Source organism: Bacillus sp. N5-665, assembly GCF_022637375.2.
Lineage (GTDB): Bacteria > Bacillota > Bacilli > Bacillales > Bacillaceae_G > Bacillus_A > Bacillus_A wiedmannii.
In genome coordinates, this window is record NZ_CP093325.1 from 464333 (window position 1) to 483976 (window position 19644).

Sequence of the window (19644 nt, forward strand, 5' to 3'; positions counted from 1 at the left end):
AAAGGTACGTGTAAGGACCGATTTCTGTTAGCAGAAATCGGTCCCTTTTAATGATTCAATAAAATTTTTTTCATTGTTAGTATGTATCCAAAGAGGCAGTAGAAGATTGCAAAACCGATAAACACTTCTGTATATTGATATTTACCTAATACGTAGAAGGCAGTAGCTGGTATAATAGCTACCGCTAAAATGCTATAACCAGGATACTTGTGCCTGTACATGATAGCGAATAGAACAGAAAGAAACGTAGCGATAATACAAAAAATAGCAATCATTATTCGTTCACCTCCTATATAGACTATACCATTTTTAGGGGATTCGAGAAGTATCGTAACTTCTGTTATAATATAAGAAGAGAAATATTTCATATGTTATATAAAAAAATATATTGATTTTTTCTAACAATTCAATATAATGAACAATAACTACAAAATTCGACATCAAGAAGTGATGATGAGGACATGATCAATTTTTTACGATTCTCAGAGAGGGAAGCCTTTGGCTGTGAGCTTCCTAATACGGAAAACTGGATTACCACCTCTGAACTGCAGCAGTGAACGGATACCTAGTAATTGCTTGCCGGCAAAAACCGTTATTTTGACTTGAGAAATTGGTGAAGTGTGTTACTTTGCGAATTGAAACAAGGGTGGAACCACGAATAAAACACTCGTCCCTTTTTTAGGGAGGAGTGTTTTTTTATTTCATTTTTGCATCACACTAGAATTGGAAGGAGGATACGCAGCATGCATCATGATGAGAAGAACAAAATTGGTTTAACAGTAGCACTTTCTATCGTAGTAGGAACGATTATTGGATCTGGTGTGTTTATGAAACCAGGGAGCGTATTAGATTACTCAGGGAGTTCTAATATGGCGATTCTTGCTTGGGTAATTGGTGGACTATTGACGCTAGCCAGTGGTTTAACAGTAGCCGAAATTGGAGCGCAAATCCCGAAAAATGGTGGGTTGTATACGTATTTAGAGGAGATTTACGGAAGTTTTTGGGGATATTTATCAGGCTGGATGCAAACAATTGTTTATGGACCAGCTATTATTGGAACATTAGGCTTGTATTTTAGTTCTTTAATGATTAATTTTTTCTATTTAGATAAAGTATGGAATTTACCAATTGCTATTGGAACAGTTGTGTTCCTTGGCGTTGTAAATAGTATGGGAACAAAATATGGAGGTATCGTCCAAACGGTTACGACAATTGGGAAGATGATTCCGATTGTATTAATTGTTGTGCTAGGTTTTTGGAAAGGGAATAGCGATATCTTTAATGTAGTTGTGCCGATATCAGAAAATCAAAGTATCGGTATGGCAATTTTAGCAACGTTATTTGCTTATGACGGCTGGATTCTACTTGCTTCAATTGGCGGAGAAATGAAGAACCCAACAAAGTTATTACCGAAAGCGATGACAGTTGGGATTTTAATTGTAACGGCTGCTTACGTATCAATTAACTTAGCGTTACTAAATGTATTACCAGCAACGCAAATTGTAGACCTTGGAGAGAATGCAACAGCGACAGCTGCGGGCATGCTACTTGGAGAATATGGCGGGAAAATCATTAGTATCGGTATTATCGTTTCTATTTTCGGTTGTTTAAATGGAAAGATTTTAACGTTCCCACGTATTCCGATGTCGATGGCAGAGCGTGGACACCTTCCGTTTGCTAAGTTTATCGCAAAGGAAAGTCCAAGATTTAAAACACCAGCAAATGCGATTACTGTTGAAATCATTTTAGGAATTATTTTAATGATTATTAGTGATCCGAATAAGCTATCTGAGATTTCCGTATTCATTATTTATATTTTCTATGTAATGACGTTTATTGGTGTCTTCATTTTAAGAAAACGTAACAAGAATAAAGAGCGTGCATACAGTGTACCGTTATTCCCGATTGTACCAATCATTGCGATTTTAGGATCATTGTTTGTACTTGGAAGTGCGATTATTAATGATCCGGTAAGTTGTTTCTTATCAATTGGAATTGTCTTTACTGGACTACCGGTATATTGGTATTTAAATAAGAAGAACAAAACTAGTGTTTAATAATTAGAAGGCAGGCGTATGATACGCCTGTTTTTTTATTGTAAAAAAATTGTACTTGTTTTCAATTTCTTTTTTGGTTACTATAGTCGTAGTAACCAAAAAAGAAAGCGTGGGGAAAGACTTGAATTTTCGTGTGTATATTTTAGCTATCGCGGCTTTCGTAGTCGGAACGGTTGAGCTAATTATAGGAGGAACGCTCGATCTAGTTGCCAATGATTTAGGAGTATCTATTAGTGCAGCTGGTCAGCTTATAACAATATTTTCAGTAGTATTTGCTTTATCAGGTCCGGTTTTATTAGCGGTAACTGGAAAATTTGAAAGAAAAAGATTATACATTGGGGCATTATCAATTTTCTTAATCGGAAATATTATTTCAGCATTTAGTGTGAATTACGGGATGTTAATGTTCTCAAGGGTTGTTTGTGCAGCGAGTGGTTCACTTATTATTGCACTGTCAGTAACACTTGCTTCTAGTGTTGTAGAACCGCATTTTCGTGCGCGTGCCATTGGAATCATTTTCATGGGGATTAGTGGATCACTTGTACTTGGAGTACCACTTGGACTTGTACTCGGAAATGCATATGGATGGCGTGCACCATTTGTATTAATTTCGGTATTAACAGTTATAGCAATCGCTTGTATTTCATTATTCTTAACGAAAGTACCACCGACATCAGTGTTATCAATAAGAGAACAAATTGCTACGTTAAAAGATAAGAAAATCGTAAGTGCACAGTTAACATCATTTTTATTTTTAACGGGTCATTTAACACTATATGCATATTTAACACCTTTCTTAAAAGATGTCATGCATGTTGAAGCGGATTGGATTAGTGTATTTTACTTCATTTTCGGAATTGCAGCGGTACTTGGAGGCGGCCTTGGGGGCTTGCTTGCTGATAAATGGGGATCGAAGAAAAGTATTATCTCAATTATTATCGTATTTGCGTGTGCAATCTTCATATTGCCAATGATGACATTCTCATTCCCGCTGTTCATTATTATGATGGGACTTTGGAGTATGCTGAGCTGGGCTATTTCACCAGCGCAACAAAGTTATTTAATTGAAATTGCGCCAGAATCGGCTGGTATTCAGCAAAGTTTAAATAATTCTGCCCTTCACTTAGGAATTGCACTCGGTTCAACAGTAGGCGGAGTTGTTATTGAAAAATCATCTGTTATATATAACGCTTGGGTAGGCGGTGGCTTTATTATATTAGCGCTGCTTTGTGCGATTTTCTCTATTACGAGAGGACGTTCTACTCAGTTTGCAAAAGAAGAATCTATCGTTTGATAGGTTCTTTTTTATTTGTAAAAAATTGCAGGTTTTAGTAGAAAGGTGGAGAATTTGTATGTAGCGAGGTGATGGGTAAATGATGTTTAATTTCTCGATATTCGGTATAATACTTGCACTATTACCGATAGTTGTAGTTGTTTTTGTATTAGGATGGATTCGTGTCATCTATCAAAATTCTGAGAAACAAGTGGAGCAAAATGAGAAAATTATTGAGCTGTTGATGGAGATAAAAGAAAAAGATAAGTAACATGTATTCGTTTGAAATCTGTTTCTGGTAAGTAAAAAAGCACTTATAAAGTGCCTTTTTATTATTTTTAAATATGTAATATTCATTTGTCAATAGCAGCATGAGAGCAAATAATGTAAAGGTTGCTTATTACTTTGAAACTTTCTCAACAATTCGACAAGATACTACAAAAAAACCACCTATTCTCTTTTTTTCACTATAAGTACAATGAAACAGTAAGATTGCTTCATGTGGAAATTTATATATGGTGGTGGAGAAAATGAAACGAAAGATGGTAGGAAAATGGTTTAGTTTTTTAAGTGCTCTTATTATTTTATTAGGAATTGCAATGCCACAAGTAAAGGCAGAGGTAATGAACAGAGAAACATATAAAATGGATTGGAGTTATAGTAATTCGAAACATCGTGAAATAAAAACAGAAATAATTAAAACGGCTTCGGGTAGTATTGCGTATTGTTTAACGCCTGATTTGCGTTCTCCAAATGGGGATGATTTGCCTGAAATGGGGAAAACATCTGATGCCATATATCGTGTTTTATTAAATGGGTATCCTCAAAAAAGCCCATCAGAATTAGGGGTAGCGACAGTAGAAGAAGCACATTATGCTACACAATTAGCGGTATGGATTGCAGCAAATGAATTAACGGTAGAAGATTTAGTTGCAAAAAATGAACGAGTACATAATCTTATGAAGCGTTTAGTAGAGGCTTCAAAACAAGAAACAGGATCACAAGATGTATTTTTAAAAGTTAATCCTGTAGATCCACAAACTGCTACACAAAAAGGTGATTATTTAGAAACAGGATTTTATGCAGTGCAAACAAATGCGGTTTCTGGCTCTTATACAATTCTTCCTGAAAATGCTCCTAAAGGGATTCGAATTGTAAATGAAAATGGAGAAGAGAAAAGTATATTATCAATTAACGAAAAATTTAAAATATTAATCCCGAAAGATACGAGTAGCGGTAATTTTAAAATGAAAGTGAAGTCTACTTTAACAAATTTACAAGCAATAGCTTTTAAAGGCTCGGAAAAAGTTCAAAATACAACAGTATTGTTACAAAGAAATAGTGAGAAAATCAGTACAGATTTAGTTGTAAATTGGGAATCAGTAGGCTCTTTAAAGATTATGAAATTAGGAGAAAAAAAGGAATTATTAAAAGGGGCTGTGTTTGAAGTTTCTAATGAAAACTTTAAACAAAATGTTACGACTAATGATAAGGGGATTGCTGAGCTAGGGAATCTTCCAATCGGTATATATAGCGTCAAAGAAATTCAAGCGCCAGCTGGATATGTGTTAGACGGAAGTACTAAAAAAATTGAAGTGAAAACTGGTGAAACTGCTGTATTAGAGTTGAAAAATGAAAATATAAAAGGGGAACTAGAAATAACGAAAGTAGATATAGCGGATGGGAATACGAAGTTACCAAATGCAGAATTTACAATCTACAACGAACAAGGGAAAGAAGTAGTAAAAGGGAAAACAAATGAGCAAGGTATAGCGAAATTCAAACTACCGTACGGAAAGTACACGTATAAAGAAACAATAGCACCAAATGGATATGTAATAAATGAAGAGACGTTCTCATTTGAAATAAAAGAGGATGGCGAAATTATTAAACATATCGTTCAAGATAAGAAAGTAGAAGGTAAATTAGAAATAACGAAAGTAGATATAGCGAATGGGAATACGAAACTGCCAAATGCAGAGTTTACAATCTACAACGAACAAGGGAAAGAAGTAGTAAAAGGGAAAACGGATGAAAAAGGTGTAGCGAAATTTAAACTACCATACGGAAAGTACACGTATAAAGAAACAATAGCGCCGAATGGGTATGTAATAAATGAAGAGACATTCGCATTTGAAATAAAAGAAGATGGAGAAATTATTAAACATATTGTGAAAAATAAGAAAGAAGAAAAGGCATCACTTCCTTCTAAGCCAAATAAGCCAACACCGAGTGGAGAAGTGAAACCCTCCGCTGATGTGAAGCCGGTACAACAACCTAATATTCATAATGAAATGCGTTTACCAGCTACTGGCGGCGTTGGCAATGAATTTACGGCTTTATTCGTTTTAGGAATTGGTTTTATTATTGCTGGTGCTTATGTGTTAAGGATGAAAAATAGAAAAGAAATGTAGAAAAAAACGCCTTGTAATAGAGGCGTTTTTTTTAGTATCTCAACTTCCTCAACAAACTTTTAATTTCCTCATCTTGCATGAAGAGATCCAGGTGCTTTTCTGTAATTTTTGCAAGTGCAACGTCGTGATAGAAAAATTCTGTAAAGAACTTTACGAAAGGTTGTGACATTGTTTTCATCGCTTGCCATGACTCTTGCTCTACACCAGCAAATAAAATTTCGCGGTCGTCAACGATGAGTAGCAAGTAGCGCTCTAATGCGTTAGGTTCTTCTGTTGGGATTAGAAAATGCATGTTTTCTAAGTCTGTTTCTACCTTTCCAACTATAAGGGACTCGAGTTTGACGCCTTGTTTTTCTTTTTGTTCTAGTAAAGGAAGGTATTCTAAAAGAGTATCATTCCAAGCTGAAATACGAATCGATTCTTTTGCACTTTCGATGAGTTCTTTACTTTGAACTCGAATAGAAGATTGCATTTTTAAGCTCCACACACGGTCATCTGTAAATGATTTTTTCGATAGATTTGTTTCCAATTCTTTAATATTTGATTGGAATTCTGTCGTTAATTTTTCAATTGCTAGCTTAAGTGGTAATGCTGTATACAGCTTTTTCTTTTCTGAAACAGAATCCATTACCATCCCTTTATCGATCAGGCGTGCTAGCACTTCATATATTTTTGCTTTTGGAACACCAGAGTGCTTCACAATCGTTGTAGCATCTAGTGGTTCGTTGCTTGATACGACAACTTCATAAGCTTGGCTTTCATATTGTGAGAAACCGAATTTTTGTAACATAGTTCCCTCCGAACGAATGAGATTATATAGTTTAAGGATAATGAACTATTTGTTTTTGCACAAGTGGTAGTAGGTTTTCTAATCAGATTGAAATTAGAATTAGTTTCAATTTTTTCAATTAATCCATTATACTTAATATAGTGATTAATATAAGTATATTACAACGTGAAGGGTAATTAACTGTTACGATTTATTTAACCAATTATAACTAAAGTTAATTAAATATATCAGTAAGCCCTGCTAGTCAAGTGATTGGCTAGTAGTGAGGGTTAACTGCGGGCAATCCCTAAAGCTGATTGAACTACAACGTGGCCAGAAATGGTGAGCGTGAATGTCGCGAAAGCAGAAAAAATCAATCAGATCGTGCAAGGTTAAATCCTAAACACTAGAACAATGGGTCTTCCGCCTCGAATCATCTAAGTCAAAATGGATAAGATGAACGTTCAACGACTATCTCGTATAACTGACGAGAGTACATCACAAGCCTATGGTGGTGGAAAAATCCTCTATCTTTAAGTAGATAAACATATAGTCTGCGCTCATGTGAAAACATGAGAAGTTCATAAGAGAACTGGCTAAGGAATTGCGCCCTTAGTTGAACAAGATAAATTTTATTGAATCTATCAAACTCCATTGAAAATATCGAACATACGTGCTGTGTTAGGTTCAATGGGGTGAGAATAATAATGAAATTTTCACGAGTTAGTCAAGTATCAGAATTAACAGGTTTGCATCCGAGTAGTCTAAGGAGAATGCTGGTGGAACACGCTACTATTCAGAAGAACAAATCTTTCATTAAAAGGAGTTAAATTCTGATGATATTGGCGAAGAAAGTCAGACTAATTCCAACGCCTGAACAAGAAAAAGTGCTTAGAAACCATGCTGGTGCTGCAAGATTCGCTTATAACTATTGTAAAAGAATGAGTGATAGATATTATAAGCTATTTGGAAAATCTGTTTCACAGTTAGCTTTACAGAAACGATTTACAAAGATCAAGAAGCGAAAGAGATATGAGTGGTTAAATGACATCAACGCACAAGTTCCCAAACAGGCTTCAAAAGATTTTGATACGGCGAGAAAACATTCGTTCAAAAAGTACAAAAATGGTTATCACACTTCTTATAAATCCAAAAAAGATTTAATTCAAGGATTTTATGCCAATTATGAAAGACTGATTATAGGAAAGAAAGTAGTTCATATTCAGTCTATTGGAGAAGTGAAAACAAGCCAACAACTACCAAGAAACAAAAAACCATCCAATCCAAGAGTTACATTTGATGGTCGTCATTGGTGGATTAGTGTAGGATTCCAAGAAGATTTTGAATCCAAAGAACTAACCAATGAGTCGCTTGGTGTGGATGTTGGTTTAAAAGAACTGTTTGTAGCTTCTAATGGTACGAAAGAACGAAATATAAACAAAGATGCTAAGGTTAAAAAACTTTTGAAAAGGAAAAAGTCAGCACAAAGAGATATGTCTAGGAGATTTAAAAAAGGTGTAAAAATTCAGTCTGCCGGATATGAAAAAGCTAAAACTGAGCACCTGCGGTTATGTAGGAAAATTACGAATATCCGAAATAACCATATCCATCAAGCAACAGCTAACTTGGTGAAAACCAAACCAATGAGGATCGTTGTGGAAGACTTACCTATCTCAAACCTGTTAAAAAACAAAAAACTATCGAAAGCATTTTCATTTCAAAAATTACACTTCTTCTTTCAATGTTTATCATACAAGTGCGAGAAGTATGGCATTGAGTATGTAAAAGCTGATAAATGGTTCGCCTCAAGCAAGATTTGCTCATGTTGCGGAGTAAAATACGACCATTCAGTTCAACCAGAAGGACAGTGGAGTTTAAAAATACGTGAGTGGCGTTGTGTTGGGTGCAATAGCCACCACGATAGGGATGTAAATGCTTCGATAAATTTATCAAGATGGGTAAAATAAATGCTTGATAATAGGAGGTAACGATACTGCCTCGTGTGGAGTGTTATACCCCTCGTCCCTTTGGGGCTGCGAGAACACGATGAAGCACTAACTTGTGTAAATTTGATTGAATTGTATAGATTTAGTTAAGTTTATCGTATCGGAGTGCTTGGGGGAAGATGTTAAGAAGTTTACGTTTAAAAATTGCGGTAGTATTTTCGGTACTTATTTCTATGATGTTCGTAATATTAGGTACAGCTATGTATCAATTACAGAAAGAGAAGGAAGTGCGCTCCTTAGACCAGTATTCTCAAAATACGATGGATCTTGTGACAGAGCAACTTACGACATTTGTTCAAAGAACGGATGAAGATATGGGATATTATGCGAACAGTGAGATGGTTCGTAATATACTTCAAGACGGAGTTACTCCAGAAGAAGAACCCTTTTTGACGAAAGAGTTTTCGGAGTACAAAAAGAATCATCCTGGCATTTTAGACTTATATATTGGTACGAAAGATAAAAAAACATTAAGTGCCAATCTTGCTGAAGGTGGACAAGTGCCAGAAGGATATGATCCAACGACAAGACCATGGTATAAAGATTCAGAAGCTGATGTGAAAAAGGTTCACTGGGGACAACCTATGTATGAAATTGCAACAGGTAAGTTAAGCGTGGGAGTTTCTAAAGCAATTACAGCTCAAGATGGATCTGTATTAGGTGTTGTTGCGATGGATGTATCACTTGGAACAATTCAGAAGTTACTTCATAATATTCAATACAATAATGGCGGAGAAATGTTTATTATAAATGATAAAAATATGGCTCTCGTTTATCCAGAGAAAATAGGGAAAGATGTTTCGAAAGAGCCACTTGTGAAGAGTTTAAATAAAGAGGTAACAAAATATGCTGTCACTACATTAAAGGGTGAAGATGTAGTTGTTTATAGTCAGTCATTTGATTTGATGAAATGGAAAATAGGAATTTTTTATCCGAAAGAAACGATTGATGGGCTATTAAATAGTACGAGAAATACAGTCATTATAATGGCTTGTATTAGCTTATTAGTTGGAATCGCAGCTTCATACTTGTTCTCACGAAGATTAGCAAGACCGCTGCAACTATTAACGAATCACGTTCAAAAAGTAGCAGAAGGTGATTTAACGTTGCAAATGAAAGTGACAAGTAAGGATGAAGTTGGAGAGCTGACAAATCATTTTAATCATATGGTTGAGCAAATGAATGAAATGGTAAGTAAAATTAAAAATAGTGTATCAACAGTGCAACAATCAACGAATAATCTACATTATTTAACGAATGAAACTGTAGCAGCTAGTAGAGAAGTATCAGGTGCAATGGATGATGTGAGCGGAGGAGCGTCCACTCTTGCTAATAGTGTAGATGAAGTTTCAGAGCAACTCGAGAATATGGCGCAGTCAGTGGAACAAATGAATAATTCGGTTGGTGAAATAAAAGGTGTGGCTGGCAAAGCTGAAGAGGCATCTAAGCAAGGATTAAATACGATGCGTAATTTAGTTCGTACAAGGGGCCAATCATCTTCGATTGTTGTTCATACAGAGGAAGCATCCGGAAAGTTAGAGCAAAGAGTTGGATCGATTCAAAATGTTGTAGAGCTTATAAAAGGTATTTCGGATCAAACGAATTTACTTGCTTTAAATGCTTCAATTGAGGCGGCACGTGCAGGGGAACAAGGTAAAGGCTTTGCTGTTGTTGCTGAAGAAGTTCGAAAGTTAGCGGAACAATCGAAAGAGGCGACAGGAGAAATCGCAACGATGATTGGTGATGTACAAGTAGAGGTAAGACGAGTTGTAGAAGTTGTAAGTAAATTAAAAGATATCGCGGATATACAAAATAAAGTTACGACAGAGGCAGAAACGGAATTCCGCACAATTATGTCAGTTGTAAATACGATTAGTACTTCAGTGGAACAAATTGTAGAAGAGGTACATAACATCGGTTACGAGCAAGGAGAAATTACAGCAGTAATGCATACAATTGCTAGTACAAGTCAAGAAAGCGCAGCTGTTTCGGAAGAAGTAAATGCTGCAACTGAATCTCAAGTGAGTCATCTAGAAAAGGTAGCTCATACGATGGAAAGTTTGACGGAGCATATGAGAGACTTAGAAAGATTGGTTGAGCAGTTTAAAATAGAGGAATAACAAATTAGTAAAATGATGAGTATTTCGGTAAAATAGACAATGGATATATAAGAAGCAATTATAGGAGGAAGACTACTATGGCAATTGTTGACGTATCGATTATTCCAGTAGGAACTGGTAATCCAAGTGTTAGTGAATATGTAGCAGAAGTACAAAAGGTGCTAGAGAAAAATGCAGATCGCGTGAAGTATCAATTAACACCAATGAATACAGTAATTGAAGGAGATCTTCCTGTCATTCTAGAAGTAATTCAACAAATGCATGAAGTTCCATATACGAAAGGTGCACAGCGCGTTGCAACAACAATTCGTATCGATGATCGTCGTGATAAAGTAAGCACAATGGAGAAAAAATTAAACTCTGTTCGATCAAAATTATAAGAAAAAGCAGCGATCTTCGCTGCTTTTTTCATATAGGAGGTAAATAAGATGAGTGAAAAGTTTAACGAACAATTTGACGGGTTACTAGAGAAATACACGGAACTATTACTGGGAGAGAGCAATGAAGAGAGAAAAGAACAGGTGCAGAAGTGGGCCCTGTATTCTTATATTGCAAAGACGATGCCGGCTTTAGTGAAGCACTGGAATGAGACGTATCCTGATGCAAAAGAAGAGATGGTACAGTTAATTACAGATATTAAAAAGCTGAATGAAGAGAAGCGAAATGAGCAGTGAGAAGGCTTGAGGTAATGTTACATCAAGTTTTCTGTATTAATATCCTCATATAATTTACATGGAATGTAAAGGGTTTTATAAGCATGTCGAATATTTTTCGGCATGCTTATTTTGTGCCTAGTAAACTCGTTTTTTCTAAATGTCGAAAAATATTTCCTGCATATTTATAAGCGAGAATATAGGTTTTTAAATGTTTTTATAGTATTTTATAAATTATCAAAATAATTATTTGTATCCAATAATTTTAAACAGTGATATAATTTTGAAGAGGGGTAAAAAACAGATAAATCACAGTCATAGGGGTGAATTACATGGAACAATTAATGCGAAATTCGTTTCTTTTCTTGTCAAAAAATAAAGCGCTAACAAAACTGGCTAAAAAGTATGGTTTGCGCTTTGGTGCAGGTCGCTTCGTCGCAGGGGAAACGATTGAATTAGCGACAGCTGCAATTAAAGCATTAAATAAGCAAGGTCTTTGTGTAACGATCGATTATTTAGGTGAATTCGTTGATAACGAAGCGGAAGCAAATGAAATGGCTAGCGAATCGATTGAAGCGATTCGTGCAATTGGAAGAGAAGGTCTTAATTCGCAGCTTTCTTTAAAGATGACTTCTATGGGATTAGATATCTCTGATGAAATCGTAATGAACAATATGCGCCGTATTTTAGAAGCTGGAAAAGAAAATGGTGTGTTTATTACAATTGATATGGAAGACTATACGCGCTGCGGGAAAACAATTGAGATCTTTAAACAATTAAAATCTGAATACGATAATATTGGTACAGTTATTCAAGCTTACTTATATCGTACAGAAAAAGATATGGAAGAATTAAATGCTTATAGTCCGAATTTACGTCTTGTAAAAGGAGCTTATAAAGAGCCTGAAGAGGTAGCGTTCCCGGATAAGAAAGATGTAGATGATAACTATAAAAAAATTATTAAAATGCACTTATTAAATGGAAATTATACTGCAATTGCTTCACATGACGAAGCGATTATTGAATATACGAAAAAACTTGCCGAAGAACACAACATTCCAAGAGACCAATTTGAATTCCAGATGTTATATGGTATTCGTAATGAGCGTCAACTTGAGCTAGTAAAAGAAGGTTACAAAATGCGTGTTTATGTGCCTTATGGAAACGACTGGTATGGCTACTTCATGCGTCGTCTAGCAGAACGTCCAGCAAACGTTGCGTTCGTGTTAAAAGGTATGGTTAAAAAATAACCAAGGAGAAAATACTCCTTGGTTATTTTAATTGCTGAAATGCGTAATGAGCCATTTTTTTCGTATCAGGATATAGTTGTGTGCGAGTAGAAGATAATACAACATTAATGACGCGTTTACCGTCTTTTTCATCCACTGTTACGACCGTATATTTTCCGAGTGCTGATAGACCGCTTTTACTTCCAATTGCATATGGATCGTCATATAGTTCTTCTCGTCCATAGTTTGCGATGTTTGGAGAGCGTTCTGAAGTATGTAGAGTTGTACGTGTTGAATTCATATATTCTAAAACAACTGGGTACTTTAATGCTTCTTTCGTAATCATAGCAATGTCATATGGTGATACTTTATTTCCGAGTGCATCAGCGCCACTTGCGTTTTTGAAAGTCGCATGTTTTGTACCAAGTTCCTTCGCTCTAGCATTCATCATTTTTACAAATTCATTTTTTGATCCTGCGATATGTTCTGCGATGGATTCAGCGATTGGGTCTGCACTAATGATAAGCATAAGCTTTAATGCCTCATCCCGCTTTAACTTTTCCCCAGCACGAAGTTTAATTTTCTTACTTTGACTTTCTGTTTTAATTGCGTTCTCTGTAACTGTAATTTCTTCATTTTCTTTTACATTCTCTAGTAAGAGTAAGGTAGTCATCATTTTCCCTATACTAGCCGGATAAGAGCGTTCGTCTTCCCGCTTTCCATACAAAATTTCACCTGTGTCTGCATCAATTGTAATGGCGTATTGCCCAGTAATGTTAGGTTGATCCGCTCTTACAGCTTGTTGCCTTTGTGCATAAGAGAAGAAAATCATCCCTGTAAATAGTGTAGCAATCATTACAATCATAACTATTGTTCGTTTCATCATCGTTCCCTCTTTTGTTTTCCATATGTACAAATAAATTGGGCAGAAAAAGCAGCCATTACCCATTATGCCACGTTTTCTGCCCAAAAATATACCGTTATTTTTCGCCCATATTATGCTTCTTATATTGTTGGTTATTACCTTGACGGCCCTTTTCCACACCGTGATTATGCGGACCTGCATTTCCAGATACGCTTGCTGCGCTAATTCCAGCTTTTGAAGGGTTCTTCTTAAGTTTTGCCATATATATTCCTCCATTTTCGTCAGATTATAAAAAGGAAAAGTGTATTTGAGTGAAGAAAATACATATATATAGCATGGGCAAATAAAAGAAAAATATTTATTTCAGAAAATTTTATCAATAAATATATTGCGAAAATTCAAACTGTATCATATATTTATTAGTAGAGGCTCACTCATTGATTGCGACTTATGTCGAAAAATTGAATGAGCATTCATTCAAGAATAGGGGGAGAATTGGATGTTCCAAATTAAAAAGGCTGCTGTTCTAGGTTCAGGCGTAATGGGTTCAGGGATTGCGGCACACTTAGCTAATATTGGTATTCCGACATTATTGCTTGATATTGTACCACCTGCGCTAACAAAAGAAGAGGAAGCGAAGGGACTTACATTAGAACATAAAAGTGTGAGAAATCGTTTTAGTAATACGGCTGTGCAAAAACTATTAAAGCAAAAACCAGCTCCTCTGACAGTGAAAGGAAATTTAGCACTGATTGAAGCAGGTAACTTAGAAGATGATCTTGAGCGTCTAGCTGATGTAGATTGGATTATTGAAGTAGTAGTTGAAAACTTAGATATTAAAAAGAAACTATTTGAAAAAGTAGATGCTGTTCGTAAACCGGGTTCTATTGTAAGCTCGAATACGTCAGGCATTTCAGTAGAAAAAATGGCAGAAGGTCGTTCAGACGACTTCCAGAAGCACTTCTTAGGCACACACTTTTTTAACCCACCACGATATTTAAAACTTCTAGAGGTAATACCGACGAAAGAAACTGATCCACAAGTATTAAGCTTCATGAAACTATTTGGCGAAGACGTTCTTGGAAAAGGCGTTGTTATCGCAAAAGACACACCAAACTTTATTGGAAACCGCATCGGTACGTACGGTTTATTAGTAACTCTTCAAGAGATGATAAAACGCGGCTATAGCATTGGGGAAGTTGATTCTGTAACAGGCCCACTTATTGGTCGTCCGAAGAGCGCAACGTTCCGTACATTAGATGTTGTTGGGTTAGATACATTCGTACACGTTGCAAATAACGTATATGAAAACGTACAAGAAGAAGAGCGTGATGTATTTAAAGTACCAGCTTTCATGCATGACATGCTTGATAAAAAATGGCTTGGAAGTAAAACAGGTCAAGGCTTCTTCTTAAAACAAGGAAAAGAAATTTTAGAACTAAATCCTGAAACGATGGAATACGAAGCTCGCAAAAAATTAAAAGCTGCATCTATCGAGTTAAGTAAACAAGAAAAAGGTTTATCGAATAAATTGAAAGCGCTTGTATACGCGAAAGACCGCGCAGGAGAGTTGTTATGGAACATCATCACACCAACTCTTTTATACTCTGCAAAACTTCATAAAGAAATTGCTGACGATATCGTTGCAATTGACCAAGCGATGAAGTGGGGCTTCGGATGGGAGCAAGGACCATTTGAAGTTTGGGATGCAATTGGCGTTGAAAAGTCCGTTCAAAAGATGGAAGAAAACGGCGTAGTTGTTCCGACTTGGGTGAAAGAAATGTTAGAGAAAGGTTTCACTACTTTCTACAAACATGATAATGGAGATAGCTACTATTACGATAATGGCGAATATAAGCTAATCGAACGTAATAAAAAGGCAATTTCTCTTAAACAATTAAAAGCGAAAAATGGCGTATTAAAGAAAAATAGCGGAGCGAGCTTAATCGATTTAGGCGACGGTATCCTTTGCTTAGAATTCCATTCGAAGAGCAATGCAATCGGTATGGATATTACGCAAATGATTAACTACGCTGTTGATGAAGTAGAAAAGAATTATAAAGGTCTTGTTATCGGTAACCAATCGAAGAACTTCTGCGTTGGTGCGAACTTAGCAATGATCTTAATGGAAGCACAAGATGACAACTACTTTGAAATTGAGTTGGTTGTGAAAAACTTCCAAGATGCAATGACGAAAATTAAATATTCTTCTAAGCCAGTTGTAGCAGCACCATATGGTATGACGCTTGGCGGAGGTACAGAAGTTTGTTTACCAGCAGCGAGCATTCAAGCTTCTAGTGAAACGTATATGGGCTTAGTAGAAGTTGGTGTTGGCTTAATCCCTGGCGGAGGCGGTAATAAAGAGCTATACATTAAACACTTAAATAAAATGCCAAACGGTGTAGAGTTTGATCTGCAAAAAGTTGCGAATAAAGTATTCGAATCTGTAGCGATGGCGAAAGTTTCTACATCAGCACAAGAAGCTGTATCGAACAACTTCTTAGGCGATAAAGACGGTATTAGTGTGAATGGTGATCACTTACTATATGATGCGAAACAAAAAGCACTTGCTTTATATGAAGCTGGCTATAAAGCACCAATCCGTAAAAAGATACCAGTTGTTGGTGAAACAGGATATGCAACTCTTGTACTTGGTGCAGAAGCAATGCATTTATCAGGTTACATTTCTGAACATGATCTTCACATTGCGAAGAAACTTGCATATGTCATTGCGGGCGGAAAAGTACCGTACGGAACAGAAGTTGATGAGCAGTATTTATTAGATGTAGAACGTGAAGCATTTATTAGCTTAGTAAGTGAGATGAAATCACAAGCAAGAATGCAGCACATGCTTGTAAAAGGAAAGCCATTACGTAACTAATAACGAGGGGAGATATCGTTCATGAGAGAAGCTGTCATTGTTGCGGGAGCAAGAACACCAATTGGAAAAGCAAAGAGGGGTTCATTAAAAACAGTTCGTCCTGACGATCTAGGGGCGTTAGTAGTAAAGGAAACGTTAAAGCGTGCGAATTATGAAGGACCAATCGACGATTTAATTTTCGGTTGTGCAATGCCAGAAGCAGAGCAAGGGTTAAATATGGCTCGTAATATCGGCGGACTAGCAGGACTTTCTTACGATGTTCCAGCTATTACAATTAACCGTTACTGTTCTTCAGGTTTACAAAGTATCGCTTACGGAGCAGAGCGCATTATGCTTGGTCACTCGGAAGCTGTATTATCAGGCGGAGCGGAATCAATGAGTTTAGTTCCGATGATGGGACACGTTGTTCGTCCGAATAGTCGCCTTGTAGAAGCAGCTCCAGAATATTATATGGGTATGGGCCATACAGCAGAGCAAGTTGCTGTGAAATATGGAATTTCTCGTGAAGAACAAGATGCATTTGCAGTAAGAAGTCATCAACGTGCTGCGAAAGCATTAGCTGCAGGTAACTTCGCTGATGAAACAGTATCTGTAGATGTAACGTTACGTACTGTTGGATCAAACAATAAACTGCAAGAAGAAACAATCATTTTCGCACAAGACGAAGGTGTAAGAGCAGAAACGTCGCTAGACATTTTAGGTAAATTACGTCCAGCATTTAACGTTCGCGGTTCTGTAACAGCTGGTAACTCTTCACAAATGAGTGACGGTGCAGCATCTGTACTATTAATGGATCGTGAAAAAGCAGTGAGTGATGGCATGAAGCCACTTGCGAAATTCCGTTCATTTGCAGTAGCTGGCGTACCACCAGAAGTAATGGGAATCGGCCCAATTGCTGCAATTCCAAAGGCGTTAAAATTAGCTGGTTTAGAGCTATCTGATATTGGCTTATTCGAACTAAATGAAGCATTCGCTTCTCAATCGATCCAAGTTATTCGTGAGCTTGGTTTAGATGAAGAAAAAGTAAACGTAAACGGCGGTGCAATCGCACTTGGACATCCACTTGGCTGTACAGGAGCAAAACTAACACTATCTCTTATTCACGAAATGAAACGCCGCAACCAACAATTCGGTATCGTAACAATGTGTATCGGCGGCGGAATGGGAGCAGCGGGAGTGTTTGAATTACTATAAAAAGTGGAAGTGGCTTGCTCAGAACAGGAGGGCGTTGGAAGCCCTGACGAAGAGGCGCTTTTTGCCTCACAGGAAGGGGTGAAACGACCGACTGTTCTAGCCGCTGGAACTGGATTATGAAAAAAAGTGGAAGCGGCTCGCTCAGAATGTGAGTGGGATGGAGCTTCAGACGTAGAGGCGTTCTTTGCCTCGCAGGAAGAAGCGAAGCCACCGAACATTCTAGCCGCTGGAACTAGATTATAAAAAGTGGAAGTGGCTTGCTAAGAACGAGACGACGCTAAAGCAAAGAATGGAAGCAACAAAGGTTTATAAAAAATAAAATTGAGAGCCAGCTTCTTTCAAAAAGAAAGGAGCGGCTTATGAAAATATGAAGGAGGAAATTTTCATGGAAAAAACAGTAGGAAATGCGGTTAAAGGCGGTAGCTTTTTAGTTGATGAGATTACGATTGATCAAGTGTTTACGCCAGAGGATTTTTCATCTGAGCATAAAATGATTGCAAAAACGACAGAGGACTTTATCGTAAATGAAGTTCTTCCAGAGCTTGAATATTTAGAGCAACACGAGTTTGATCGTTCTGTTCGTCTTTTAAAAGAAGCTGGGGAACTTGGTTTATTAGGCGCTGACGTACCAGAAGAGTACGGCGGAATTGGCCTTGATAAAGTAAGCTCAGCGTTAATCGCAGAGAAATTCTCTCGCGCTGGTGGTTTTGCAATTACTCACGGTGCTCACGTAGGTATCGGATCTTTACCAATCGTATTATTCGGTAACGAAGAGCAAAAGAAAAAGTATTTACCATTACTTGCAACTGGTGAAAAATTAGCGGCATACGCATTAACAGAGCCAGGTTCAGGGTCTGATGCATTAGGTGCGAAAACAACTGCACGTTTAAATGTAGAAGGTACACATTACGTATTAAATGGTGAAAAACAATGGATTACAAACTCTGCATTCGCTGACGTATTTATCGTATACGCAAAAATTGATGGAGAGCACTTCTCAGCATTTATCGTAGAGAAAGAATATGCTGGCGTATCTACAAGCCCAGAAGAAAAGAAAATGGGTATTAAATGTTCTTCAACTCGTACGTTAATTTTAGAAGATGCATTAGTACCGAAAGAAAACTTACTTGGTGAAATCGGTAAAGGTCATATTATCGCGTTCAACATTTTAAATATCGGCCGTTATAAATTAGGTGTTGGTACAGTTGGATCTGCGAAACGTGCAGTAGAAATTTCAGCACAATATGCAAACCAACGTCAACAGTTCAAACAACCAATCGCTCGATTCCCATTAATTCAAGAGAAACTTGCGAACATGGCAGCGAAAACATATGCAGCTGAAAGCTCTGTATACCGTACAGTAGGTTTATTCGAAAGCCGCATGAGCACATTATCTGAAGAGGAAGTAAAGGACGGTAAAGCAGTAGCAGCTTCTATCGCTGAATATGCAATCGAGTGCTCTTTAAATAAAGTATTCGGTTCTGAAGTACTAGATTATACAGTAGATGAAGGTGTTCAAATTCATGGTGGTTACGGATTTATGGCAGAGTACGAGATTGAAAGAATGTACCGCGATTCTCGCATTAACCGTATTTTCGAAGGAACGAACGAAATTAACCGCCTAATCGTACCAGGTACGTTCTTACGTAAAGCGATGAAAGGTGAATTACCACTTCTTCAAAAAGCACAAAAATTACAAGAAGAGTTAATGATGATGATGCCAGAAGAAGTAGGCGATGAGCCATTAGCACTTCAAAAATATTTAGTAACTAACGCGAAGAAAATCGGCTTAATGGTAGCTGGATTAGCTGCTCAAAAATACGGTAAAGCATTAGATAAAGAGCAAGAAATTCTTGTGAATATCGCTGACATCGTAAGCAACCTATACGCAATGGAGTCAGCTGTTCTTCGTACAGAAAAAGCAATTAAAACAACTGGTCTTGAAAAGAATAAACAAAAAGTGTTATACACTGAAGTATTCTGTCAAGAAGCATTCAACGAAATCGAAGCAGATGCGAAAGAAACACTTATCGCAGTTGAAAACGGCGACATGCTACGCATGATGTTATCATCATTACGTAAATTAACTCGCCACACACCACTTAACGTAATTCCGAAGAAACGTGAAATTGCTGCGAAAATTTTAGAAGATGAGCGTTACACAGTTTAATAGCTGTAAAGAA

General features: G+C 36.9%; 16 protein-coding genes and 1 other annotated feature. Of the genes, 12 read left to right on the forward strand and 4 right to left on the reverse strand.

The window, feature by feature from the left end; translation table 11 throughout:
- Positions 1-47: 47 nt before the first annotated feature.
- Positions 48-275: a hypothetical protein gene (locus tag MNO09_RS04550; protein WP_000560317.1), complete on the reverse strand. Its 228-nt coding sequence runs from the start codon at positions 273-275 to the stop codon at positions 48-50.
- 166 nt (positions 276-441) lie between these two features.
- Positions 442-678, forward strand: a binding site (T-box leader).
- A gap of 65 nt (positions 679-743) precedes the next feature.
- Here MNO09_RS04550 and MNO09_RS04555 point away from each other — a divergent pair.
- The 4 genes from MNO09_RS04555 to MNO09_RS04570 all read left to right on the forward strand — a co-directional run bounded on the left by MNO09_RS04555 (position 744) and on the right by MNO09_RS04570 (position 5744).
- The gene (locus MNO09_RS04555; RefSeq protein WP_000546333.1) at positions 744-2057 is read left to right on the forward strand and encodes an APC family permease; all 1314 of its coding nucleotides are present in this window, start codon (positions 744-746) and stop codon (positions 2055-2057) included.
- 109 nt (positions 2058-2166) lie between these two features.
- Positions 2167-3351, forward strand: a complete 1185-nt coding sequence (locus MNO09_RS04560; protein ID WP_116480673.1) for an MFS transporter — start codon at positions 2167-2169, stop codon at positions 3349-3351.
- Positions 3352-3430: 79 nt separating this feature from the next.
- Positions 3431-3601: a hypothetical protein gene (locus MNO09_RS04565; protein WP_000971476.1), complete on the forward strand. Its 171-nt coding sequence runs from the start codon at positions 3431-3433 to the stop codon at positions 3599-3601.
- Between the two features lie 259 nt (positions 3602-3860).
- The gene (locus tag MNO09_RS04570) at positions 3861-5744 is read left to right on the forward strand and encodes a thioester domain-containing protein (RefSeq protein ID WP_088107456.1); all 1884 of its coding nucleotides are present in this window, start codon (positions 3861-3863) and stop codon (positions 5742-5744) included.
- A 31-nt stretch (positions 5745-5775) separates the two neighbouring features.
- Here MNO09_RS04570 and MNO09_RS04575 read toward each other — a convergent pair whose 3' ends face one another.
- Positions 5776-6534: a TrmB family transcriptional regulator gene (locus MNO09_RS04575; protein WP_000939484.1), complete on the reverse strand. Its 759-nt coding sequence runs from the start codon at positions 6532-6534 to the stop codon at positions 5776-5778.
- Positions 6535-7349: 815 nt separating this feature from the next.
- Between MNO09_RS04575 and MNO09_RS04580 the strand changes: the two genes are divergently transcribed.
- From MNO09_RS04580 to MNO09_RS04600, 5 genes are all read left to right on the forward strand, one after another.
- Entirely contained in the window at positions 7350-8480 is a 1131-nt protein-coding gene (locus MNO09_RS04580; RefSeq protein WP_088107455.1) for an RNA-guided endonuclease InsQ/TnpB family protein, read from the forward strand.
- 158 nt (positions 8481-8638) lie between these two features.
- A complete protein-coding gene (locus tag MNO09_RS04585) occupies positions 8639-10639 on the forward strand; it encodes a methyl-accepting chemotaxis protein (RefSeq protein ID WP_088107454.1) in 2001 nt (666 codons plus the stop codon).
- A gap of 77 nt (positions 10640-10716) precedes the next feature.
- Positions 10717-11019 (forward strand): MTH1187 family thiamine-binding protein, encoded by a 303-nt coding sequence (locus MNO09_RS04590; protein WP_001018862.1) that lies wholly within the window; start codon positions 10717-10719, stop codon positions 11017-11019.
- Positions 11020-11067: 48 nt separating this feature from the next.
- Positions 11068-11313: a YusU family protein gene (locus MNO09_RS04595; protein ID WP_001290592.1), complete on the forward strand. Its 246-nt coding sequence runs from the start codon at positions 11068-11070 to the stop codon at positions 11311-11313.
- Between the two features lie 311 nt (positions 11314-11624).
- The gene (locus MNO09_RS04600) at positions 11625-12542 is read left to right on the forward strand and encodes a proline dehydrogenase family protein (RefSeq protein WP_000436767.1); all 918 of its coding nucleotides are present in this window, start codon (positions 11625-11627) and stop codon (positions 12540-12542) included.
- Between the two features lie 22 nt (positions 12543-12564).
- Here MNO09_RS04600 and MNO09_RS04605 read toward each other — a convergent pair whose 3' ends face one another.
- Complete coding sequence (locus tag MNO09_RS04605; RefSeq protein WP_000831457.1) at positions 12565-13404, reverse strand: D-alanyl-D-alanine carboxypeptidase family protein; 840 nt, start codon at positions 13402-13404, stop codon at positions 12565-12567.
- A 97-nt stretch (positions 13405-13501) separates the two neighbouring features.
- The gene (locus MNO09_RS04610; RefSeq protein WP_001096343.1) at positions 13502-13648 is read right to left on the reverse strand and encodes a YuzL family protein; all 147 of its coding nucleotides are present in this window, start codon (positions 13646-13648) and stop codon (positions 13502-13504) included.
- Positions 13649-13885: 237 nt separating this feature from the next.
- On the opposite strand from MNO09_RS04610, the gene MNO09_RS04615 reads away from it, so the two are divergent.
- From MNO09_RS04615 to MNO09_RS04625, 3 genes are all read left to right on the forward strand, one after another.
- Positions 13886-16267: a 3-hydroxyacyl-CoA dehydrogenase/enoyl-CoA hydratase family protein gene (locus tag MNO09_RS04615; protein ID WP_000486365.1), complete on the forward strand. Its 2382-nt coding sequence runs from the start codon at positions 13886-13888 to the stop codon at positions 16265-16267.
- 21 nt (positions 16268-16288) lie between these two features.
- Positions 16289-17461, forward strand: coding sequence for an acetyl-CoA C-acetyltransferase (locus tag MNO09_RS04620; protein ID WP_001206340.1), 1173 nt, complete (start codon positions 16289-16291; stop codon positions 17459-17461).
- A gap of 385 nt (positions 17462-17846) precedes the next feature.
- Positions 17847-19631 carry an acyl-CoA dehydrogenase FadE gene (locus MNO09_RS04625; protein WP_241950093.1) on the forward strand — a complete coding sequence of 595 codons (1785 nt, stop codon included), beginning with the start codon at positions 17847-17849 and terminating at the stop codon, positions 19629-19631.
- The last annotated feature ends 13 nt before the right edge of the window (positions 19632-19644 follow it).